This window comes from Mycobacterium pinniadriaticum (assembly GCF_026242045.1).
GTDB classification, from domain to species: Bacteria; Actinomycetota; Actinomycetes; order Mycobacteriales; family Mycobacteriaceae; genus Mycobacterium; species Mycobacterium pinniadriaticum.
In genome coordinates this window covers 1-20,892 of the sequence record NZ_JAPJDO010000025.1, presented here as the reverse complement: position 1 = coordinate 20,892, position 20,892 = coordinate 1, and the positions used below count along the sequence as shown (strand labels likewise).

General features: G+C 66.3%; 21 protein-coding genes and 1 pseudogene. 7 read left to right on the top strand and 15 right to left on the bottom strand.

Features of this window, described 5'->3' with window-relative positions; all coding sequences use genetic code 11:
* Positions 1 to 88: 88 nt before the first annotated feature.
* The 7 genes from ORI27_RS22845 to ORI27_RS22815 all read right to left on the bottom strand — a co-directional run bounded on the left by ORI27_RS22845 (position 89) and on the right by ORI27_RS22815 (position 7,276).
* Positions 89 to 760 (bottom strand): sensor domain-containing protein, encoded by a 672-nt coding sequence (locus tag ORI27_RS22845; RefSeq protein ID WP_265999384.1) that lies wholly within the window; start codon positions 758 to 760, stop codon positions 89 to 91.
* Between the two features lie 4 nt (positions 761 to 764).
* Positions 765 to 1,193, bottom strand: coding sequence for an organic hydroperoxide resistance protein (locus ORI27_RS22840; RefSeq protein ID WP_265999385.1), 429 nt, complete (start codon positions 1,191 to 1,193; stop codon positions 765 to 767).
* 56 nt (positions 1,194 to 1,249) lie between these two features.
* The gene (locus tag ORI27_RS22835; RefSeq protein WP_265999386.1) at positions 1,250 to 2,698 is read right to left on the bottom strand and encodes a catalase; all 1,449 of its coding nucleotides are present in this window, start codon (positions 2,696 to 2,698) and stop codon (positions 1,250 to 1,252) included.
* Between the two features lie 130 nt (positions 2,699 to 2,828).
* Entirely contained in the window at positions 2,829 to 3,254 is a 426-nt protein-coding gene (locus ORI27_RS22830; RefSeq protein WP_265999387.1) for a hypothetical protein, read from the bottom strand.
* Between the two features lie 525 nt (positions 3,255 to 3,779).
* Positions 3,780 to 4,865, bottom strand: a complete 1,086-nt coding sequence (locus ORI27_RS22825) for a DUF4185 domain-containing protein (RefSeq protein ID WP_265999414.1) — start codon at positions 4,863 to 4,865, stop codon at positions 3,780 to 3,782.
* A gap of 72 nt (positions 4,866 to 4,937) precedes the next feature.
* Positions 4,938 to 6,008 carry an aspartate-semialdehyde dehydrogenase gene (locus tag ORI27_RS22820; protein ID WP_265999388.1) on the bottom strand — a complete coding sequence of 357 codons (1,071 nt, stop codon included), beginning with the start codon at positions 6,006 to 6,008 and terminating at the stop codon, positions 4,938 to 4,940.
* 2 nt (positions 6,009 to 6,010) lie between these two features.
* Positions 6,011 to 7,276 (bottom strand): aspartate kinase, encoded by a 1,266-nt coding sequence (locus ORI27_RS22815; RefSeq protein WP_265999389.1) that lies wholly within the window; start codon positions 7,274 to 7,276, stop codon positions 6,011 to 6,013.
* Positions 7,277 to 7,366: 90 nt separating this feature from the next.
* On the opposite strand from ORI27_RS22815, the gene ORI27_RS22810 reads away from it, so the two are divergent.
* On the top strand, positions 7,367 to 8,002 hold the full coding sequence (locus tag ORI27_RS22810) for a nitroreductase family protein (protein WP_265999390.1): 636 nt from the start codon (positions 7,367 to 7,369) through the stop codon (positions 8,000 to 8,002).
* Here ORI27_RS22810 and ORI27_RS22805 read toward each other — a convergent pair.
* A complete protein-coding gene (locus ORI27_RS22805; RefSeq protein ID WP_265999391.1) occupies positions 7,943 to 8,386 on the bottom strand; it encodes a hypothetical protein in 444 nt (147 codons plus the stop codon). The two genes, ORI27_RS22810 and ORI27_RS22805, sit on opposite strands and share 60 nt — an antisense overlap.
* Positions 8,387 to 8,449: 63 nt before the next feature.
* On the opposite strand from ORI27_RS22805, the pseudogene ORI27_RS22800 reads away from it, so the two are divergent.
* Positions 8,450 to 8,527, top strand: a pseudogene (locus ORI27_RS22800) (helix-turn-helix domain-containing protein); the annotation flags it as partial.
* Here ORI27_RS22800 and ORI27_RS22795 read toward each other — a convergent pair.
* Positions 8,499 to 9,368 carry a hypothetical protein gene (locus ORI27_RS22795; protein WP_265999393.1) on the bottom strand — a complete coding sequence of 290 codons (870 nt, stop codon included), beginning with the start codon at positions 9,366 to 9,368 and terminating at the stop codon, positions 8,499 to 8,501. The pseudogene ORI27_RS22800 and the gene ORI27_RS22795 overlap by 29 nt on opposite strands.
* 102 nt (positions 9,369 to 9,470) lie before the next feature.
* Positions 9,471 to 10,355, bottom strand: coding sequence for a TauD/TfdA dioxygenase family protein (locus ORI27_RS22790; protein ID WP_407666403.1), 885 nt, complete (start codon positions 10,353 to 10,355; stop codon positions 9,471 to 9,473).
* Positions 10,356 to 10,422: 67 nt separating this feature from the next.
* On the opposite strand from ORI27_RS22790, the gene ORI27_RS22785 reads away from it, so the two are divergent.
* From ORI27_RS22785 to ORI27_RS22775, 3 genes are all read left to right on the top strand, one after another.
* Entirely contained in the window at positions 10,423 to 11,001 is a 579-nt protein-coding gene (locus ORI27_RS22785) for a helix-turn-helix domain-containing protein (protein ID WP_265999394.1), read from the top strand.
* Positions 11,002 to 11,191: 190 nt separating this feature from the next.
* The gene (gene leuA / locus ORI27_RS22780) at positions 11,192 to 12,991 is read left to right on the top strand and encodes a 2-isopropylmalate synthase (RefSeq protein WP_265999417.1); all 1,800 of its coding nucleotides are present in this window, start codon (positions 11,192 to 11,194) and stop codon (positions 12,989 to 12,991) included.
* Between the two features lie 40 nt (positions 12,992 to 13,031).
* Positions 13,032 to 13,418 carry a PLDc N-terminal domain-containing protein gene (locus ORI27_RS22775; RefSeq protein ID WP_265999395.1) on the top strand — a complete coding sequence of 129 codons (387 nt, stop codon included), beginning with the start codon at positions 13,032 to 13,034 and terminating at the stop codon, positions 13,416 to 13,418.
* Here ORI27_RS22775 and ORI27_RS22770 read toward each other — a convergent pair.
* From ORI27_RS22770 to ORI27_RS22755, 4 genes are read right to left on the bottom strand one after another with little or no spacing between them, the layout of a single operon-like run.
* Positions 13,415 to 13,987 carry a TetR/AcrR family transcriptional regulator gene (locus ORI27_RS22770; protein WP_265999396.1) on the bottom strand — a complete coding sequence of 191 codons (573 nt, stop codon included), beginning with the start codon at positions 13,985 to 13,987 and terminating at the stop codon, positions 13,415 to 13,417. The genes ORI27_RS22775 and ORI27_RS22770 overlap by 4 nt on opposite strands.
* Entirely contained in the window at positions 13,987 to 14,427 is a 441-nt protein-coding gene (locus ORI27_RS22765) for a hypothetical protein (RefSeq protein WP_265999397.1), read from the bottom strand. The genes ORI27_RS22770 and ORI27_RS22765 overlap by 1 nt, the downstream gene beginning before the upstream one ends.
* Positions 14,428 to 14,480: 53 nt before the next feature.
* Complete coding sequence (locus ORI27_RS22760) at positions 14,481 to 16,793, bottom strand: putative bifunctional diguanylate cyclase/phosphodiesterase (protein WP_265999398.1); 2,313 nt, start codon at positions 16,791 to 16,793, stop codon at positions 14,481 to 14,483.
* 45 nt (positions 16,794 to 16,838) lie between these two features.
* Positions 16,839 to 17,831 (bottom strand): DEDDh family exonuclease, encoded by a 993-nt coding sequence (locus ORI27_RS22755; RefSeq protein WP_265999399.1) that lies wholly within the window; start codon positions 17,829 to 17,831, stop codon positions 16,839 to 16,841.
* 102 nt (positions 17,832 to 17,933) lie between these two features.
* Here ORI27_RS22755 and ORI27_RS22750 point away from each other — a divergent pair, with 102 nt between their 5' ends.
* The gene (locus tag ORI27_RS22750; protein ID WP_265999418.1) at positions 17,934 to 19,160 is read left to right on the top strand and encodes a Mur ligase family protein; all 1,227 of its coding nucleotides are present in this window, start codon (positions 17,934 to 17,936) and stop codon (positions 19,158 to 19,160) included.
* Positions 19,157 to 19,858, top strand: a complete 702-nt coding sequence (locus ORI27_RS22745; protein WP_265999401.1) for a type 1 glutamine amidotransferase — start codon at positions 19,157 to 19,159, stop codon at positions 19,856 to 19,858. Before ORI27_RS22750 ends, ORI27_RS22745 begins: the two co-directional genes overlap by 4 nt.
* 22 nt (positions 19,859 to 19,880) lie before the next feature.
* Here ORI27_RS22745 and ORI27_RS22740 read toward each other — a convergent pair whose 3' ends face one another.
* A complete protein-coding gene (locus ORI27_RS22740; RefSeq protein WP_265999402.1) occupies positions 19,881 to 20,762 on the bottom strand; it encodes a hypothetical protein in 882 nt (293 codons plus the stop codon).
* Positions 20,763 to 20,892: the final 130 nt, after the last annotated feature.

Here is a 20,892-nt window from a genome sequence, read left to right as displayed (position 1 = left end):
GAACCATCTTCCAGACCGCACCGACAAATTTCCCCGATCCCCGGCTGACACGTCGGTGACGTGTACCCAAACCGGCGGTTCGTTACGGCTATTGACCCAATGTGTTCTGCATGGCACCGGCAAGCACATTCACCGCCGGCCCGCCGTTGCCCGACTGGCAGACCTTGGCCTGCAGTAGCACGTTCTCCCGCAGCCGGGTCTGGGTGAAGCAGCGCCGATCGGTGACCGGAGCCGCCGGGCCGGCGACATCAGGCAGAGCCTCCTGTTTGACCCAGACCGCGTCGGTGGCCGTCGGCGCCGGGCCGCCGAACGACCACACCTGTGTGGTTCCGTCGGCGAGGTGCATCGCGGTGGTCTGTCCGGCGCATCCAACGGTGCGATCGGTGACGCGATGGAACGCACGGTTGGCGGCCTCGACCGTGGCGAACACCCCGACCGCCTGCTTGACCAGGTGGTTTTGATCGGTCGCCGAGGTCTGCGTCGTGGCGCTGTTGAACGACGCGAGATCGGGATCGTAGAACACCTCCGGCAGCCCGATATCGGCCCAGTTGTTGCACACGGGCAGGTCGACCCAGTACGCCTGCACCGGTTCGGTGCTCACCGCCTCCCAGGTCATCGGGGCCCCGACGATGTTGCCGACCGAACCCTTGCCCAGCACGGCGTAGGACACCACCCCCGGATCCGACGGACCTGCGGCGGCCGGGGCGGCGACGGTGACACTGGCGACGAGCACAGCGGCTGCGGCGGCGATGGTACGCATCACCTCACACCTTGGCGGCCAGCGTGACGTCGATATTGCCGCGGGTGGCCTTGGAGTACGGACAAGCCTGGTGTGCCTTGATCATCAACTCCTCGGCCTGCGCCTGCTCCAAGCCCGGCAGATAACCGATGAGGTGGGCGTTGATGCCGTACCCACCGTCGGCGTCCTTACCGAATCCGACCTGGGCGGTGACACCCGATGCGCTATCGAGAGAGATCTTCTCCGCGCGCGCGATCAGTTGCAGCGCACCCAGAAAGCAGGCCGCGTAGCCCGCCGAGAACAGCTGCTCGGGATTGGTGCCCTCACCGCTGCCGCCTGCCGCTTTCGGCGGTCTGGTGTCCAGATCGATTCGATTGTCCGATGACTTCACATGACCGTCACGACCTCCGCCGCTGGCCGTCGACTCCGCGGTGTAGATGACATCGATACTCATGGGTTCGATCATGCCAGCCGACCCGCGCCGGGCAAGGTGTCGATCTCGGCGACCATTTAGTCACTGTTCCCGCGCACCCCTTCTTCGACCTTCTTGCCGAGGTCGGGGTCGACATTGCGCCAGTACTCGAACGCCCTGGACAGCACCGGTTCCTTCACCCCCTTGGACACATGGCCGATGATGTTGTGTGCCAACCGGTCCCGGGCATCGTCGTCGAGGACCTCACGCACCATCGTGCCCGCCTGACCCCAGTCGTCGTCGTCGCTGCGAAGCGCATACGCCGAGCGGACCATGTCACCGTCGGAGGCCCAGTGCGCCTCCGCGGCCCGTGCCGGATCGGCCTCCGGGCCGCCCATCGAGTTCGGTGCGTACACCGGATCGGTGGCGTTGCGGATACGCATCGCGCCGTCCTTGGAATAGCTGCGCACCTCAACCTTGGGTGTGTTGACCGGGATCTGCTTGTAGTTCACCCCCAGCCGGGCGCGATGAGCGTCGCTGTAGGAGAAGCCGCGGGCCAGCAGCATCTTGTCCGGGCTCAAGCCTGTTCCGGGGACCAGGTTGTTGGGTTCGAAGGCGGCCTGTTCGATCTCGGCGTGGTAGTCGGTGACGTTGCGGTTCAACGTCATTCGACCGACCTCCTGTAGTGGATAGTCACTGTGCGGCCACACCTTGGTCAGGTCGAACGGATTGAACCGGTAGGTCTTGGCGTCCTCGAACGGCATGATCTGCACCTGCAGGGTCCAGCTCGGGTAGTTGCCGCCCTCGATGGACTCGTACAGATCGCGCTGGTGGTAGTCGCCGTCGCTGCCGGCCAGTTGATCGCCTTCCTCCTGGGTGAGGAATTCGTTGCCCTGGTCGGTCTTGAAGTGGTACTTCACCCAGAACAGTTCGCCTGCCGGGTTGATCCAGCTGTAGGTGTGACTCGAATAGCCGTTCATGTTGCGCCAGGTCTTGGGGATCCCGCGGTCGCCCATCAGCCAGGTGACCTGGTGGGCGGATTCCGGTGACAACGTCCAGAAATCCCATTGCATGTGGTGGTCGCGAAGGTTGGACGACTGCAGGCGTTTCTGGGAGCGGATGAAATTCTGGAATTTCATCGGGTCCCGGATGAAGAACACCGGGGTGTTGTTGCCGACGAGGTCGAAGTTGCCCTCGCTGGTGTAGAACTTCAGCGCGAAGCCGCGCGGATCACGCCAGGTGTCTGGGCTGCCCCGTTCGCCTGCGACGGTGGAGAACCGGGCCACCATCTCGGTTTTGGTCCCGGGCTGCAGAAACGCCGCCCGGGTGAACGCGCTGACATCCTGGGTGACCTCGAACGACCCGAACGCGCCGCCGCCCTTGGCGTGCGGTTGGCGTTCCGGGATGCGCTCGCGGTTGAAGTTGGCCATCTGCTCGATCAGGTAGTGGTCCTGCAGCAGAATCGGACCGTCGGGCCCAACGGTCAGGGAATGCTCGAAACTCGGGACCGGTGCGCCGGCATCGGTTGTCGCGTACTTCTCTGTCATCTCACGTGCTCCTCTCTCGGGCGGTCGACGCCCGTCGGAGAGCGAGTACCCGCGAAGCACGGTCCCATCACAACCGAAAGCCCAGCGCCCCCTGGGGGGGTGGGGGCGCTGGGCGGCTCGGTGGAACTGGCTACGGACGCGGAGGTGGGGTGGCAGTAGCTCCGGGACCACCGGGTGCCCCTGGCCCGCCCGGACCCGAACCCGGACCGGACCCCGGACCACCGGGTCCCATCGGTCCCCCGGGTCCCGCACCCGGCCTCATCGGCATCATCGGCATCATCGGCGGCCCACCGCGGTTGTGGAACTGCTGGGAACTCTCGTCGTCGCGGTGATGCCAGCCGCCGTTGTAGCCGCTGTGACGGCCAAGGGCGAAGCCGCTGAAGAAGACAGCGCCGACGATGAAGACGATTCCCGCAACGATCGCCACCCAAGCGGCGGCCTGGTAGAGCCGGTTGGGTCGGGCCGGAACCGGGACGGGCTCGACGTACGCCGGGGGCGGGGGCGGGGCAACGGGGCCAGTGGCGGGTTCCTCGGCTCGTTCAGGTGTTTCGGTCATAGTTCGATCATGCGAGGCCGCTACCTAGTGCCGGTTAGGTAACAGCTATGAAATCGCTGTGAATGGGTACCCGACCCTCTAGACGGCCTCAGCGAACTTTGGAACCATCGTGTCGAAGTTGCTTTGAAGGAGAGTGCACGGTGTTGATTTGGCTGTATCCCGCCGGCATTCCGATATTCAGCTTTCTGGCGTGGGTGTTCTCCGAGGCCTTCTGCACAGGTGAGAGGGTTCGCAATCGAGTCCGCATCCCCCTCGCCCTGGTGGCGGGTGCGTTGTGGCCGATCCTTCTCGTGGGAGTTGCTCAAATACAGTGCTTGTGGCTCCAGGCGAAGTTACTCAGCCGTCAACACGATGGCCTGCCCGGATCCGTCGCGAACTCGTTTCTGAGCGGCTAGCAACCCGAAGCCAGGGTGCACGTGCCCCGCTCCCTCAGGTTCCGGGCCAATCTCGTTTCGCCGGGCAAATGCGGCGTGGTCAGCCGGCCGCTGCTCGGAAGACCCGCCGTAGGCCGGCGTTCCGGCTGGATCACGACCACGGCTTGAACGGGTTCACCGCGAACTGGAGAACCCGGTAAGGCGCACGGTCGCGCGGTTCGGTATTCCACTGGCTGACGAACACCCGCACCTCGTCCAGGGTCGACCCGGGCGAGATGTAACCGCCGTAGGGCTGCGCGAGCCGGTTGTCGCCGGGTGGAGGCAGGCTCTCGGCGGGTACGGGCCAGTCACCCGCCTGCACCACCGTGGTAACCGGGGCGGTGCCCAGACCGGTCGGGTCGTAGGCCACCCGCATCTCCATGTTGCCGGTGCTGGCATTGAAGTAGGACAGCACCGGCTTGCCGTCGACCTCTCGCATGCTCATCTCGCCGACCTGATCGGGCCACAACGGTGTCGGCGTTTTGTTCCAGCCGCCGTCGGGACCGCCGGCCCAGCCCTGCCAGCGTGAGCGGTCGGTGAACGTCTGCGGCGTGGCGCGGTACAGCACGACGGGACCCGACCGGTCAAAGTTGTTGGCCACGATGTACACCCAGCCGGTCGGCGATTCAGGTGTGGGGATCGGGTCGTAGTAGCCGCTGATCTGGGTCTGTCGCCCGCCGGCGTAAGACGCCGGCCGCTGCGAACCGCGTACGGTCTGCCAACTACCTTGTCCGGCGACTGCTTTCACCAGGCGTGACGTCTGCGGCACCAGATCCTCGGTGGTGGTCACCAGCAGGTAGTTCTGCCGGTTGATCTGCACCACCCCGGCGGGTAGCTGCGAGGATCCCGGCGGGGTGGGGTCGGCCAGCAGTGGCTTGTCCACCCCGGTGACCCCGGTGTAGCGCACCCCATCGGGATCGTCGACCGAGCCACCGGCGACACGCAGGGCGACCGGCGAGAACCAACCGCCGAATCCGACCCCCTGACCGGCGAAACTGTCACCGCAGATCTGTAGCAATTCGGTTGGGAATTCCATGAATTCGCACAGGTCGGTAGCGCCTATGCCGTAGTCGCGGGTCGGTGTCCCGGTACCCGCGATCGGACCGATCCGCACCACCTGCCCTAAGGCCAGGGGTGGCAGGATCGGCCCGGGCGCGGGGCTGGGCGGGTCAGCGGCCGCTCCCGGGACCGACACCAGTGCCCAGATCGACGAAATGGCGCAGAGTACTCGCAGTTTCGCGCCCAAACTCCCGTTTCGGCGCAAGGGAAATCAGAGCTCGGCGGCCAGCAGCTCGGCGATCTGAATAGTGTTGAGCGCAGCGCCTTTTCGCAAATTGTCGCCCGAGAGGAACAGTGCCAGCCCGCGGCCGTCCGGGACGCCGGGATCCTGGCGGATCCGCCCGACCAGGGTCTCGTCCGCCCCGGCGGCAGCCAGGGGGGTAGGCACGTCGACCAACTTCACTCCCGGCGCACCGCCCAGCAGCTTCGCGGCGCGACTCGGCGAAATCGGTTGGGCGAATTCGGCATTGATGGACAGCGAGTGGCCGGTGAATACCGGAACCCGAACACACGTGCCGGACACCGCCAAGTCCGGGATGCCGAGGATCTTGCGGCTTTCGTTGCGCAGCTTCTGGTCCTCGTCGGTCTCCCCGGAGTCGTCGTCGACTAGCGAACCGGCCAGCGGTACCACGTTGAACGCGATCGGGGCGACGTACTTGTTCGGCTCGGGGAACTCCAGTGCGGAGCCGTCGTGCACCAGTTCCTCGACGCCCGAGATCACCGCACGCGCCTGAGTCGCCAGCTCTTCCACGCCGGCCAGGCCGCTGCCCGAGACCGCCTGGTAGGTCGAGGCGATCATCCGCACCAATTGCGCCTCGTCGTGCAACACCTTGAGCACCGGCATCGCGGCCATGGTGGTGCAGTTCGGGTTGGCGATGATGCCTTTCGGGCGATGACCGGCGTCGCGCGCGAAGTTGACCTCCGAGACCACTAGCGGCACCTCGGGGTCCTTGCGCCAGGCCGACGAGTTGTCGATGACAACCACCCCGGCTTCGGCGAACCGCGGCGCCTGCACCCGCGACATCGTCGCGCCCGCCGAGAACAACGCGATATCCAGGCCGGCAGGATCAGCCGTCGCGGCGTCCTCGACCTCGATCTCCTGGCCGCGGAACGGCAGCTTCTTGCCGGCCGAGCGCGCCGAGGCGAAAAACCGTACACCGGTGACCGGGAAGTCACGCTCCTCGAGCAGGGTGCGCATCACCTGACCGACCTGGCCGGTGGCTCCCACCACGCCGATGTTGACTCCCCGGTCGCTTCGCTCCTGCCCTCCGATCGAAACCATGGCTAGCGTCCTGTCCCCGCGTACACGACGGCTTCTTCCTCACCGCCGAGCCCGAACGCTTCGTGCAGCGTGGCGACGGCCTTGTCCAACTCGGTGTCCTTGACCAGCACCGAGATTCGGATCTCGGAGGTTGAGATCAGCTCGATGTTCACCCCGACCCGGGCCAGCGCCTCGCAGAAGGTCGCGGTCACCCCCGGGTGGCTGCGCATACCGGCGCCCACCAGCGAGACCTTGCCGATGTGGTCGTCGTAGAGGACTTTGGCGAAGCCGATCTCGTCCTGCAGGGCGGTGAGCTTCTCCACCGCTGTCGGCCCGAGATCGCGGGGGCAAGTGAACGTGATGTCGGTCTTGCCGTCCTCGATCTTGGAGATGTTCTGCAGCACCATGTCGATGTTCACATCGGCGTCGGCGACCGCCCGGAACACCTTGGCCGCGAAGCCGGGCACGTCGGGCAGCCCGACCACGGTGACTTTGGCCTCGCTGCGGTCGTGGGCAACTCCGGTCAGGATGGCGTCTTCCATGGGGATGTCCTCGATAGATCCGGTGACGATCGTGCCCGGTTTGTCGGTGTACGACGACCGGACATGAATCGGAACGTGGTAACGGCGCGCGTATTCCACGCAGCGCAGCATGAGTACTTTGGCGCCGCAGGCCGCCATCTCGAGCATTTCCTCGAAACTGACGGTGTCCAGGCGGCGCGCATTCGCGACGATGCGCGGGTCGGCGGTGAAGATGCCGTCGACATCGGTGTAGATCTCACAGACGTCGGCGTGCAGGGCGGCGGCCAGGGCGACGGCGGTGGTGTCCGAACCGCCGCGGCCCAGGGTGGTGACGTCCTTGCTGTCCTGGCTGACGCCCTGGAACCCGGCGACCAGCACGATCTGGCCCTCGTCGAGGGCCGACCGCAGCCGGCCCGGGGTCACGTCGATGATCTTGGCGTTGCCGTGCGTACCGGTGGTGATCACCCCGGCCTGCGAACCGGTGAACGAGCGGGCCTGAGCACCCAACGACTCGATCGCCATCGCGACCAGTGCGTTGGAGATCCGCTCACCTGCGGTCAGCAACATGTCCAATTCGCGCGGTGGTGGTGCCGGGCATACCTGGAGAGCCAGATCCAGCAGGTCGTCGGTGGTGTCGCCCATCGCCGACACGACGACGACGACGTCGTTGCCTGCCTTCTTGGTCTCGACGATGCGCTCGGCGACGCGCCGGATCCGGTCGGCGTCGCCCACCGAGGATCCGCCGTACTTTTGCACGACGAGCGCCACTGTCTGCCCTTTCTGTCGAGAGGTCGGCTCTAAGGATAAGGGGTCACCGCACCTGCTTTTCCCGCCCGGATCGGCGGTAACGTCGCGGCCGTGGCTGACCTACCCGCCGACCGTCACGCCCCGACCCGGGTGCCGATCCACCCGCCGATCGCCGCCAGATGGAGTCCACGCGCCTTCGACCCCGACGCGATGGTGACTGCCGAGCAGTTGATCGGCCTGCTCGAGGCGGCCCGCTGGGCAGCGACGTGGGGGCATCGGCAGCCGGTGCGGTTCGTGGTCGGCCGGCACGGCACCGAGGCGTTCACCACTCTGGCCGGCCTGCTACGCCGCGGCAACAGCTACGCCCATGCCGCCGGTGCGCTGATCCTGGTGTGCGCCGATGAGGGCGAGGACGACCGCACCGCGCTGTACTCCGCGGTCGACGCCGGTGCCGCGATCGCGAACCTGTCCGTCGAGGCGGTGGCCCGGGGACTGATCGTCCACCCGATGGCCGGTTTCGACGTCGATGGCGCCCGGAACGCGTTTCACCTGCCGGACGGGGTGCGCCCGCTGGCGGTGGTGGCGGTCGGGTTCCAGGCCGACTATGCGCGGGTGGGCCCGGAGATCGCCGAGCGCGACGGCCGCCCTCGGGAGCGGCTGCCACTGGATCAGATCGTGCTCAACTGGTCAGGAACAGGCCTTGCGGAGTTCGCCCAGCTTGGCGACGATCCGGTCGTTGAGCAGTGACATCTCGAAGACCTGGGGCGGGGCCGGTGCGCCGGGAGCCCGCGATTCCGTCTGGGCACGCAGCGTCGGCAGCCCGGCGACGAACTGGTTGGCCAGTTGGGCCACCTCGGTGGCCTGCGCCGCCAGTGCGGGATCGCTGACCTTCTGCGCCCGTTCGGCCAGGCCGTCCGCCCACTGCTGGTAGACCACATCCTCGGCCACCGTCGGCACCCCGTCGCCGCCCTTGGCGTCGATCTTCGCCGCCTGCGACCGGCTGAAGTCCAACAGGTCGAGCACCGGCTTGCACTTCTCCGGCGGACCGTCGAAGTACGTCGACCACACCCAGGCGCCCAGTGCGATGACCACCACGGTGATGGTGAGGACCCAGCGCGGTCGTCGGTGCATGGTCAGCCAGCGTAGCCGCGCGTCAACGATTGACGCGCCGGCATCACCCCAAGGCCGCTACAGGCACACGAGCCCGCAGACCTGATCGACGTGCCGATCCGATTTCTGTCGGTTATAGCGTTCCCCGACTCGCAGGTTTAGCGTCGCGCGCCGAATGCCCCGTGCCATCCGCAGGCGTCGTCTCCCTCGCGCTGGCGTCGGCAGCCTTCCGAGCCGTGCCGGGCCGCGCGGCGGCGCGCGGGGCGAGCGTCTTCTGCGGGGTGGCGACCAACTGCGATCGGCGGCTGTGCGCGACGGTTCGAGCCGGGGCCGATTGTTTCGCGGCCGCCTGCGGAGCCGGACCGTCAGCCGCAGGAGCGGCGCTGACCGCCGGCGCCGACGGAGTATCTATCTGCATGGCGGTCGCGATCGCGGGCGCGAACGCCAGCAGGTAGCCGAGAGGCCCGGGGTTGAGCAGACCGAAGGCCGCGTTGAACAGCGGGGTGGAGCAGCAATTGAACGTGGTGTTGAGGTACACCGCCGGTGCGTCGATGAACGCTTGCAGGACGGTCTCCGGAGTCGACGGGTACGAAGCGGTGTCCGCGATCAGTTGAACGACCATGACGCCGGGCGCGATGAACGGGCCGATGAAACTGAGCGGTGCGAGGATCGCGAAGGTGGCCACCGTGGTGGCCACGGCCACGGCATGTTGGGAGATCGTCTGCGCGACCAATGTGGGGCTGCCCCCGTGCGAGCCGGTCATCCAATACGCATACGTGGTGAGGTTGGATGAGAGCTGCGACAGGATCGGCAACGGCGGATAGTTGGTGATCGCGGCCGACAGATTGGCCAGATCCTCGTTGAGGTTGTCGGACAGTTCCTGCCAGGCACCGGTCAGGGCGACGGGTTCGGCGCGTGTGACCGTCGAACCCGCCGGAGCCGCTGGCGGAGGCGCCAGGGCGATGGCGGCAGCAACGGTGAGCGAAGTACCGGTCGCGAGCATGGAGCGAATGCTCAGATGCACGAATGACCCCCGATCAAGGCTTGCGACGACGTCAATTTACCTTGGTCGGCCGTCCTCGGGTCGCGTATTGAGCACTGGGTCTCAGGCCGCGGCGACGGTGCTGTTCGCCTGGCCTATCCCCCGGCTGCGGTCTCCGCCGACCGACACCGGTACATCTCCGGCCAGGGTGACCCGATGCATCACCCGGCGTTGATCGTCGTAGTCGTCGATCGCGCGGTGCTGGGTGGCGCGGTTGTCCCACATCGCCACGTCACCGAGTTGCCACAGCCATCGGATCGTGTTCTCGGGTTGGGTGATTCGCCGCTGGAGCAATTCCAGGACCGCCGTCGATTCGACGCTGTCCAGGCCGATGATCTGCCGGACGAAACCACCCAACAGCAGGGAATGCTCGCCGGTCTCGGGATGAATCCGCACCACCGGGTGCTCGGTGCGGAAGTCGGGCGCGACGAACGCGGCCGCCTCGTGACGCAACCGTGCTTCCGCCGCAGGATCGGCGTAGTCGTAGCGATTGCTGTGCAGCGCCCACAGATTGTCGGCGAAAGCCCGCAGTGGGCCGGGCAGGGCCTGGTAGGCGGCCACCGTCGATGCCCAGAGCGTCGAGCCGCCGTAGTCGGGCAGGGTCACCGCTCGAAGGATCGATGCCTTCGGATAGTCGGTGGTGAAGGTCACGTCGGTATGCCACACGGCGGCCTTGACGAAGTCGGAGTCGATGGGCTGGATCATTGCTCCGCCCTCGTCGGCGAGACGAAGGCTGGGGTGGCCCACCGGCGTTCCCAGCAGCCGCGCGAACTCCTGCTGCCCGCGATCATCGAGGTGGTCCTGCCCTCGGAAGAAGACCACCTTGTGCTCGAGCAGCGCGGCGTGGATGGCGTCGATATCGGCGGCGCCCAGGTCACCGCCCAGCCGAACGCCATCGATGCGGGCGCCGATGCGGCTGCCCAGCTTGGTCACCGAGATTCCGGGCATGATGTTGTCCTTTCACGCGAATGTGTAGTCACTTGTCTACGCGCTCCGTCCCAGCTACTGTAGTCGCATGACTACGGAAGGTGCAATCACCGTCGGAGAACGGGCCGCCACGCCGGTTGGGCGCGACGAGGTGGTGGCCGCGACGCTGGAAGCCGCAGCCGACCTGTTCGCCGCACGAGGTCCTGCGGCTACCTCGATCCGGGACGTCGCCGCACGCGCCGGCGTGAACCACGGCCTCCTCCACCGCCACTTCGGCACCAAAGAACAACTTGTCGGCGCCGTGCTCGACTACCTGGGCCAACAACTGGCCGCGGCGCTGGCGAGCGCACAGGCCGCGGAGATCGACGCGGCGGCAGATCGACAGTTGCGCGTGATAGCGCGAGCCATCCTCGACGGTTATCCCGTCGGCCAGCTGCAGACCGGGTTTCCCAACATCGGCCTGCTGCTGAGCCAGCTGCGCGACAGCCATCCCACCGAGGAGAGCGCGCGACTGGCGGCCGCCCACCTCATGGCACTGCAGCTCGGCTGGCGACTGTTCGGCGATTTCCTCCGTGCCTCGACCGGTATCGACGGCATCGACGACGAGACCCTGCAACACTCGATCGGCGAGGCCGCGAAGCGCGCGGGCTCCCCGGCCGGGAGCTGACAACCGATCGGAGTTTGGCCAGCTCGCACGGCGGGAGTACAGTACGTCCTTGTGCAGCGGGTGCTCCTCCTCGAACGCCGCGACGGGGTCTGATCCAGACCGGCTTCCCGTCGCGGGTGTTCGCGATGCGCCGGTCTGAAGTCCAACCCAAGACACCCGGAGCCCAATCGTGACCACCCAGAACTCGTCCATCGATCCCGTGGACGCCTACGTATCCGCCCGCACCATCAAAACGCCCGCCGGCCCGCGCCGCGACGGTCAGCCGTCCTGGAACACTCAGCGGGCCTCATCCATGGCGGTCGACCGGTACCGCCCATTCGCGGCGGAAGTCGAGCCGATCACCCTGCCGGACCGCACCTGGCCGGACAAAGTCATCGAGCGGGCCCCGATGTGGTGCGCCGTCGACCTGCGTGACGGAAACCAGGCACTGATCGACCCGATGAGCCCGGCCCGCAAGCGCCGCATGTTCGAATTACTGGTCAACATGGGCTACAAGGAGATCGAGGTCGGATTCCCGTCGGCCAGCCAAACCGACTACGACTTCGTCCGCGAGATCATCGAGCAGGGCGCCATCCCCGACGACGTCACCATCCAGGTGCTGACGCAGTGCCGTCCCGAACTGATCGAGCGGACCTTCGAAGCCTGCCAGGGTGCCCCCAGGGCGATCGTGCACTTCTACAACTCGACCTCGATCCTGCAGCGCCGCGTGGTATTCCGCGCGGACCGCGAGACCGTCAAGAAGATCGCCACCGATGGCGCCCGGATGTGCGTCGAGGAGGCGGCGAAGTACCCCGACACCCAGTGGCGGTTCGAGTACTCCCCGGAGTCCTACACCGGCACCGAGCTGGAATACGCCGTCGACGTGTGCAATGCCGTCGCCGAGATCGTGCGGCCCACTCCTGACGTACCGCTGATCGTGAATCTGCCGGCCACGGTCGAGATGGCCACCCCGAACGTCTACGCCGATTCGATCGAGTGGATGAATCGCCATCTGGCGCCCCGCGATTCGATCATCTTGAGCCTGCATCCGCACAACGACCGCGGAACCGCGGTTGCGGCAGCTGAATTGGGCTATCAAGCCGGAGCGGACCGCATCGAGGGCTGCCTGTTCGGCAACGGCGAACGCACCGGCAATGTGTGTTTGGTGACGCTGGGACTGAACCAGTTCTCCCGCGGTGTCGATCCCCAGATCGACTTCTCCAACATCGACGAGATCCGTCGCACCGTCGAGTACTGCAATCAGTTGCCCGTACACGAGCGCCACCCCTATGGTGGCGATCTGGTGTACACCGCATTCTCGGGCAGCCATCAGGACGCCATCAACAAGGGCCTGGATGCGATGAAAATCGCTGCGGACGAGGCGGATTCCGATGTCGACGACATCGTCTGGCAGGTGCCGTATCTGCCGATCGACCCCAAGGACGTCGGCCGTACCTATGAGGCCGTGATCCGGGTCAACTCGCAGTCCGGCAAAGGCGGGGTCGCCTACATCATGAAGGCCGATCACGGGCTGGTGCTGCCGCGACGGCTGCAGATCGAGTTCTCCCAGGCGATCCAGAAGATCACCGACGGGGAAGGCGGCGAGGTGTCGCCCAAGGAGATGTGGGACGCGTTCGCCGACGAGTACCTGGCGCCGGTCCGACCGCTGGAACGGATCCGGCAGAAGGTGGTCGCCTCGGAGGTCGACGGCGGCACCGACGTCATCGAGGCCATCGTCAAGATCGACGGGGTGGAGACCGAGATCACCGGTCGCGGCAACGGGCCGCTGGCCGCGTTCGTCGACGCGCTGGGCACGGTCGGCTTCGACGTCAGCGTGCTGGACTACTCCGAGCATGCAATGTCGGCCGGTGAGGAGGCCGCGGCCGCGGCCTACGTCGAGGCGTCTGTGGACGGACGCACGGTGTGGGGTGTCGGCATCGCGACATCGATCACGACTGCATCACTACGGGCAGTGGTCTCTGCCGTGAACCGGTCCGCGCGGATAGGGTAAAGCCTGCACGAACCGTCCCCAACGACTTAAGGAGTAGGCCGTGGACTGGGGTTCGACATGGGATTTCCTGTGGCACTTCCTGATCATCTTCGCCTGGATCGCCTACCTGCTGGTGCTGTTCCAGATCCTGGTGGATCTGTTCTGGCGCGATCACACGACCTCGGGCTGGATCAAAGCGGTCTGGGTGATCTTCCTGATCGTGTTCCCGTGGATCACCGCGCTGATCTACCTGATCGCACGCGGTAAGGGGATGACCGAACGGGCTCAGGCGGCCGCGCTCGCCGCCAAGAAGGAGACCGACGCTTACATCCGCCAGGCGGCTGGACGGTCGCCCGCCGAGGAGATCGCCCATGCCAAGGAACTCCTGGACGCGGGCACCGTTTCCCCAGCGGAGTACGAGTCGCTGAAGGCCAAGGCCCTCAGCTAGCTCGTCAGGACAGCATCGAGTATCCGGTCGATCAGCCCGGCCGGGTCATTCCCGTCGGGCTGATCGATCGTGAGATTGCTGAACGTGAGCCCGTTGAGCAATCGGGTGAGTTGATCGACTTGCTCGGCGGAAGCCTCGATGCCGGCCGAGGCCAGAATCAGGCCTGCCGTCTTCATGGCGGCGTGCTGCAATTCGTGGAGGAACGGCCGCAGTTCGGGCCGTCGGGTCGCCTCGATGAAGAGCTCGAACCGGGCCAGATGCCGGCGTCGCGCCGCTTCGTCGGGGTCGGCCACCATCCGGGTCATCAGCGCCGCCACGCTCGCGCGGTTCATCGGTGAGGGCAGAGCGGACTGCAGCGCCTCGACATGACGCCAGTGCAGGTCGACGACGTGGGTGGCCGTCGCCTCCAGCAGCGCCAGCCGGGTCCGGAAGTAATTCGATGTGGTTCCCGCCGGCAATCCCGCTCGCTCGTCGATCTGGCGGTGGGTGAGGCCGCCGATACCCACGTCGACGACGATGTCGATCGCGGTGTCCAGGATGGCGGTGCGGCGCTCGGGATTAGGGGGCATCAGGGACGTAAGCGTAGCCGCCAGAACATCGTCACCAACGCGACGTAGAACGGCAGCAGCAGGTAGCTGAACCACACCCCGAAGAACCTCAGGTAGAAGCCGACATCTCCCCTGATCAGGCCGACGTAGACGTGCAGCGGGACACTGAGGGTGAGGTAAACCAGTGACCAGGTGAAGAACACCTTGTGCGCGGTGTTGACGAACTCCACCCGCCGCCAGATCAGGATGCCGGTCACCGCGGCATAGGTCATCGGGATGAGCAGCAGCGCGTCGGTGGTCGGATTCAGTACGTACCGCAGAGTCATCTCGTCCCCGTAGACGATCCGGTACAGGTGCAAGCAGCATCCCAGCGCGATGGTCAGGATGGCCGCCGGCTTGAAGAAGTATCCGCGTGCGGCGAAAACCGAGCGCTTGTTCACTACGTTCGTAGTGGTTTTCATGCGGCAAGAGTACAACTACGTCCGTAGTGGCTGCAAGCGTGACCCGGGTGTGGTCAGCTGGTGCGCTCCGCCACCAACCCGGGGATCTCGGTGGCCGGGACGGGCCCGCCGAAGTAGTACCCCTGTCCGACGTCGCAACCGTGCTCGCGCAGCCATGCGGCGGTCTCGCCATCCTCGACCCCTTCGGCGACCACAGTGATCCCCAGCTTGTGGTTCAGTTCGATCACCGCGTTGACCACGGTCGCGGCCCGCTCGTCCGTGGCGACCGACACGATGAAGTGTCGATCCATTTTCACTTCGTCGATCGGCAGATCCCGAAGATAACTGAATGCTGAATAGCCGCTGCCGAAGTCGTCGATGGCGATCCGGATCCCGTTGTCGCGCAACTTCTGCAGGACGCCGGTAACCCGGCCTACCTCGTCGAGGACCAGGTCTTCGGTGATCTCGATGGTCAGCAGCCGGGCCGGGATCGCCCGCTCTTTCAGAACTCGGTTCACGGTCTCGGGAAGCCGCGTATCGCGGAGCAGCGGCGCGAACAGGTTGACCGCGACGGGGATCTCCCTCCCCATCGACACCCATCCTGCGGCGTCGTCGAGAACCTTCTTGAAGACCAGATCGGTAACCGGCCGCATCAACCCGTGCCTCTCCACCAGCGGCAAAAATGCCGCTGGGCGTAGGACTTTCAGCCGCGGATGAGGCCATCGCAGCAGCGCTTCGACGCCGACCAGCCGCCCGGTACGCAAATCCAGTTTGGGTTGATAAACCATCTCAAGACCACCCTGGTCGATGGTGCGCCGCAGTTCCCCGAGCAGTCGTACCTGCGCCGCTCCGCTTCCAGTCGAGCGACTCCCGGCTTCGTTCGCCAGCTCCTCGATACCAGGATCCAACAGCGTCATGTCAGCACTGAACGTATGCACCGCCGAGTTGCGGGAGCGTTTCGCTAAGTACATCGCGGTGTCGGCACGCTTCACCAATTCCTCTGCCTCGAGGCCGACATCGGCCGGCGACGTGACGGCGATGCCGGCGCTCGGACGTACGAAGACTTCGTGACCGTCGATGAGGAAGGGGGTGTCGAAAGCCGCTTTCACGCGCTCGCACACCAGGTGTGCCTCGTCGGCGCTCCCCTCCAGCAGCAGCGCGAATTCGTCACCGCCGAGCCGTGCGACGGTGTCGCCGGCCCGCACGCACCCGGCGATGCGCTCACCCACCCGGACCAGAAGCGCGTCCGCGGCCGGATGCCCCATGCTGTCGTTGATCAGTTTGAAGTCATCGAGATCCAGCGATATCACCCCGACCGAACGATCGTCGCGGCGACGCAGCGCCATCGCATGCGCCAGTCGATCCTGAAACAGGGTCCGGTTGGCCAGGCCGGTCAACGGATCGCGCAGTGCCTGCTCGGCCGCTTCGGAGAGCATCTTGCGGTTCTCCCACCCCGAGAGCACCTGCCGAACGCAGATGAGCGCCATCAGCACCGGCACGCCGATCTGTAGAAGACCTGTGAGCACGAGCGCGGGCCCGACGGTGCCCGCGATGAGCAGCGGCACGTAAGGCAACCACAGTACGGATGTCGATCGAGTCGGGTTTGGCGGCGGGGCAGGTGATCTCGGCTGCCTGCTCAACAGCGCGGCAGCGCCGAAGCACGACATCCCGAGTACCCAGCCGATGCTGGTGAGGTGGCCAGGGTGATAGCGGTTGGCGCCCTGAAGGAAGGCGAAGGTGACACCGGAGAACGCCATCAGCGTGACGCCACCTAGAAGCAGCCACATCACGATGCTGTCGCCGGAACCCCCTCGGGCGACGAAAACCACTGCGGCAACGAACATGATCAAGACGAACAGCGGATAGAGCAGCGCGCGCCCCTGAAGGACACTGTCGACACCCTTGGCGTCGTAGACATTGCCGAGCACCGCCACCCACAGCACCAGGAACAACGCGACGGCGGCAACGAGCGCATCGAAGAGCACCCGGGTCCGCGAGCCCCGGATCGGTTCCGGCGGGAACTGCACGAAGGCGACGGAGATCAGCACGACGAAGGTGGCGTACAGAAAGTCCGCGGGCGACGGGAACAGAGCACGATGCAGGACCAGGACGTACACAGCCCGGGTCAGTTCTCCCCCCGTCCAGGCCGCCTGGGCGATCGCCATCGTGGTCCACGCGTTGCGGTTTCGCCCTTGGGTGGCGCGGGCGGCGAGGACCGAACAGACGGCGGCATAGGCCCCGAATACCGCGAAGGCCAGGGCGTCGACGACCAGTAGGGTGCGGTCTCCGCCCCATTTGAAGGTAAATCCGAGCGCGAGTAGGACGCTGCTGACCGCCGAGGCAAGAATTGGCAGGACCGACCGCGGCTTCCGTCTGCGATCGGCCACCACATCACCCCGATCGATGATGCTAGCGAAGCAAACGATCCGATTTCAGAAAAGGGCGAACTGCTGGCCTTGATCGACTGACGGGGTGAACTCGTCGATCCCGGTGCCGTTGGCCACCGACGCGACCGAATCCATGAACTGCCGGTCGGAGACCACCGGCACACCCAGCTCGCGCGCCAGATAGCCCTTGCCCTGCTCCGGGGTCGGCTCGTTGCAGATCACCAGCGAGGTCTGCGGATCGACGGCGTCCGCGTAAGCCAGGCCGGCATGAATGATGCGCTCCACGAGCTCCTCGTGAGTGCGATTCACCTCCGCGGACAACGCGACTCGCATGCCCTGGACCAACGGCCCGCCCCGCCGGTACGGGCCGGGGTTCAGGTAGGGGCACGGCATCCGGGAAGCCAGCATCTTCAGCGGCCGCAGTTCGTCGTGGGTGATCCTGCCGTTGGGCCAGCGGCGCCGGGTGGCGGGACGTACCGGAAGCCACACCTCGCGGTCGCGGGCCCGTTTCAGGGCCGGGACGAGCACCCGCGACAACACCAGAGCGTCATCGAAGGCGTCGTGGGCGCGGGTCTGTGGCACCGCCCAGTGCCGGGCCAGGGTCTCCAGGCGCAGGTTCTCCAGGCCCAGGTCAAGGCGGCGGGCCAGCTCCACGGTGCACATCACGGTGTCGACCGGCAGGGCCGTGCCGGCCAGCTCGGCCTCGCTGGCGAGGAATGCGTAGTCGAACCCGACGTTGTGGGCGACCAGGGTGCGGCCGTGCAGCAGGTCGACGACGTCTGCGGCGATATCGGCGAACGTCGGCTGGTCCTCCAGCATCTCGGCGGTCAGGCCGTGGATGTGAGTGGGGCCGGGATCCACACCGGGGTTGAGCAGGCTGACCACCGAGTGTTCGACGCGACCCTCAGGATCGAGCGCCAGGGCGGCCAGGCTGATGATCCGTGCGTGGCCGGGTCGAAAACCCGAGGTCTCGACATCGACGACCACCCAGCCGTCTCCCGGCTCGCGGGCGGGTCGACCCCAGGTGTGGCTCACCATCTCAGGATGGCACGCGGGTCCGACAGTGCCCGGGACATCGAATCCGTGTCGGCCCGGCTACCTCGACTGCGCATAAACTGCCTTCCGATGCCCAGGCCGACGATGACATTGCGGGGGCGCGCCGCGCTGGCCGCCGGTTCCGCCGCGCGCTGGGCATCCCGGGCAACCGGCCGCGGCGCCGGCGCCATGATCGGCGGCCTGGTCGCGATGACCCTGGACCGCTCCATCCTGACCCAGCTCGGCGTCGGTCGGCGCACCGTCGTCGTGACCGGCACCAACGGCAAGTCCACCACCACCCGGATGACCGCGGCCGCGCTGGCGACGCTCGGCGCGGTGGCGAGCAACACCGAGGGCGCCAACATGGACGCCGGACTGGTGGCCGCGCTGGCCGGCACCCGTGACGCGCCGCTGGCCGCGCTCGAGGTCGACGAGATGCACGTCCCGCATGTCGCCGACGCGGTCGACCCCGCCGTGATCGTGCTACTCAACCTGTCCCGCGATCAATTGGACCGGGTGGGCGAAATCAACCACATCGAGCGCACCCTGCGCGCCGGGCTCGCCCATCATCCCGAGGCGATCGTGGTCGCCAACTGCGACGACGTGCTGATGACCTCGGCTGCCTACGACTGTCCGCGGGTGGTGTGGGTGGCCGCCGGAGGTGGCTGGGCCAACGACTCGGTCAGTTGCCCGCGCAGCGGCGAGGTGATCGTGCGCGACGGCTCGCACTGGTACTCGACGGGTAGCGACTTCAAACGCCCCGACCCGCAGTGGTGGTTCGACGACACCACGCTGTACGGACCCGACGGGCTGGAGCTGCCGATGCGACTGTCCCTGCCGGGAAAGGTCAACCGCGGCAACGCCGCCCAGGCCGTAGCCGCGGCCGTCGCGCTGGGCGCGGATCCCGCCGCCGCGGTGGCCGCCGTCTCCACGGTGGCCGAGGTCGCCGGCCGCTACCAGACCGTGCCGATGGGCGATCACACCGCGCGCATCCTGCTGGCCAAGAATCCGGCCGGGTGGCAGGAGGCGCTGTCCATGGTCGACACGACGGCCGATGGGGTGGTGATCGCCGTCAACGGCCAAGTACCCGACGGTGAGGACTTGTCCTGGCTGTGGGATGTCGATTTCGAGCACTTCGAAGGCGTGCCCGTCGTCGCCGCCGGCGAGCGGGGAACGGACCTGGCGGTGCGGCTGGGCTATGCCAGTGTGCCGCACACATTGGTGCACAACACCATTGACGCGATCGTGTCGTGCCCGAAGGGACACGTCGAGGTGGTGGCCAACTACACCGCGTTCCTGCAGTTGACCCGCACTCTGGGACGGATGCGATGAACACCGTTCAAATCGGGCTGGTGCTGCCCGATGTGATGGGCACCTACGGTGACGGCGGCAATGCCGTCGTGTTGCGTCAGAGGTTGCGATTGCGGGGGATTGCCGCCGAGATCGTCGAAATCACGCTGGCCGAGCCGGTTCCCGATTCCCTGGACCTCTACACCCTCGGCGGCGCCGAAGACTACGCGCAACGGCTGGCCACCAAACACCTACTGACACATCAGGGTTTGCAGCGGGCGGCGGCCCGGGGCGCCCCGGTACTGGCGATCTGCGCGGCGATCCAGGTGCTGGGTCATTGGTATGAGACGTCGGCCGGCGAGCGGGTCGAGGGTGTGGGTCTGCTCGATGTGACGACCTCACCTCAGCCAAGGCGCACCATCGGCGAAGTGGTGTCCACACCCTTGCTGGACGGGATGACGCAGCCGTTGACCGGATTCGAGAACCACCGCGGCGGAACCGTTCTAGGGGCCGATGCCCGCCCCCTGGCCGCGGTGGTCAAAGGTGCCGGCAATCGCGAGGGCGACGGGTACGACGGCGCGGTGCAGGGCAGCGTGGTCGCGACCTACCTGCACGGACCGTGTCTGGCACGCAATCCCGAACTGGCCGACCTGCTGCTGTCGCGGGTCGTCGGCCCGCTGGAGCCTTTGGTATTGCCCGAGGTCGAGCAGCTGCGCCGCGAGCGCCTGGCTGCCCGCTGACTTCTTTGCGCCCAAACCGACGTTACGCAGCGAAAGTGCGAGTAGATCGCCGCATTTCGTCGATCTCGGCACCGCCGCGACGCAGGAATGCCTCCTTCGCACGCCACAACACTTCCGCATGCCTGTCTTCCGCGATGACCCGAATGACTTCCCATCCGTGACGTTCGACCATCGGTAGACGGCGGACATCCCGGACGTATTGACGACGGTCGCTGCGGTGTTGGTCACCGTCGTATTCGAAGGCCAGCTTGATGTCGCGATATCCCATGTCGAGATAGGCGACCGGAACTCCGCCTTCGAAGATCGGAATCTGTGTCTCGGGTGCCGGCAATCCACCGTCGATCAGGAGGAGCCGAAGCCAACTCTCCTTCGGGGACTGAGCACCCGCATCAACCAGCGGCAGGAGGTCGCGGAGTTGGCGGACGCCTCGGACGGGCCCGTACCGCCTCATGAGCAGCTCCACGCCGGCAGTAGCGAATGGCGCAACGCGCATCAACGCATCCAGGCGACCCAACGCCTCCGCACGTTTGAGGTACCGACCCATGTCGAAGGCGGTCCGCGACGGCGTGGTCACAGGAAGGCCGGCGACCGTCACGACTTCATCACCGGACAAACGATCCATTCGCACGATCAGGCCCGGTTGGCGCCGTCGTTCACCCACGAGCACTTCGATTGGTTCATCGTCGTCAACCCATTGCGCCCCGTGCAATGCCGACGCCGCCACGCCGCCGATGACACCAGTTCGGTCGGTATACAGCCACGTACCCAACGCCCGATCCTTCAACGATGGTGAGGCATATTTCGGCATATAGACGCCGCGAAACATCTGCCGGTACCAGCGCTGCAGATCATGACGAGACGAGCCGTCGGCCAGCGCTTCTCTGCCCAGAAATACTTCAGTCATGTCGGCATCGTCGCCCCAAGGTCCGACATTTAGATTTTGTGTGAGTCCACGGGCAGGTCCGAGGGTCCGACTGGGACACGTGGTGATTCCTGGAATCTGAGCGGCCTCCCGTGGACTTCGGTGTCTGGTC

Bases quoted from the DNA above. Each gene is read 5' to 3' on its own strand.
- ORI27_RS22845 (WP_265999384.1), bottom strand. From the start codon at position 760: ATGCGTACCATCGCCGCCGCAGCCGCTGTGCTCGTCGCCAGTGTCACC.
- ORI27_RS22840 (WP_265999385.1), bottom strand. From the start codon at position 1,193: ATGAGTATCGATGTCATCTACACCGCGGAGTCGACGGCCAGCGGCGGA.
- ORI27_RS22835 (WP_265999386.1), bottom strand. From the start codon at position 2,698: ATGACAGAGAAGTACGCGACAACCGATGCCGGCGCACCGGTCCCGAGT.
- ORI27_RS22830 (WP_265999387.1), bottom strand. From the start codon at position 3,254: ATGACCGAAACACCTGAACGAGCCGAGGAACCCGCCACTGGCCCCGTT.
- ORI27_RS22820 (WP_265999388.1), bottom strand. From the start codon at position 6,008: ATGGTTTCGATCGGAGGGCAGGAGCGAAGCGACCGGGGAGTCAACATC.
- ORI27_RS22805 (WP_265999391.1), bottom strand. From the start codon at position 8,386: ATGCACCGACGACCGCGCTGGGTCCTCACCATCACCGTGGTGGTCATC.
- ORI27_RS22795 (WP_265999393.1), bottom strand. From the start codon at position 9,368: ATGCTCGCGACCGGTACTTCGCTCACCGTTGCTGCCGCCATCGCCCTG.
- ORI27_RS22790 (WP_407666403.1), bottom strand. From the start codon at position 10,355: ATGCCCGGAATCTCGGTGACCAAGCTGGGCAGCCGCATCGGCGCCCGC.
- ORI27_RS22785 (WP_265999394.1), top strand. From the start codon at position 10,423: ATGACTACGGAAGGTGCAATCACCGTCGGAGAACGGGCCGCCACGCCG.
- ORI27_RS22770 (WP_265999396.1), bottom strand. From the start codon at position 13,987: ATGCCCCCTAATCCCGAGCGCCGCACCGCCATCCTGGACACCGCGATC.
- ORI27_RS22765 (WP_265999397.1), bottom strand. From the start codon at position 14,427: ATGAAAACCACTACGAACGTAGTGAACAAGCGCTCGGTTTTCGCCGCA.
- ORI27_RS22755 (WP_265999399.1), bottom strand. From the start codon at position 17,831: ATGGTGAGCCACACCTGGGGTCGACCCGCCCGCGAGCCGGGAGACGGC.
- ORI27_RS22750 (WP_265999418.1), top strand. From the start codon at position 17,934: ATGACATTGCGGGGGCGCGCCGCGCTGGCCGCCGGTTCCGCCGCGCGC.
- ORI27_RS22745 (WP_265999401.1), top strand. From the start codon at position 19,157: ATGAACACCGTTCAAATCGGGCTGGTGCTGCCCGATGTGATGGGCACC.
- ORI27_RS22740 (WP_265999402.1), bottom strand. From the start codon at position 20,762: ATGACTGAAGTATTTCTGGGCAGAGAAGCGCTGGCCGACGGCTCGTCT.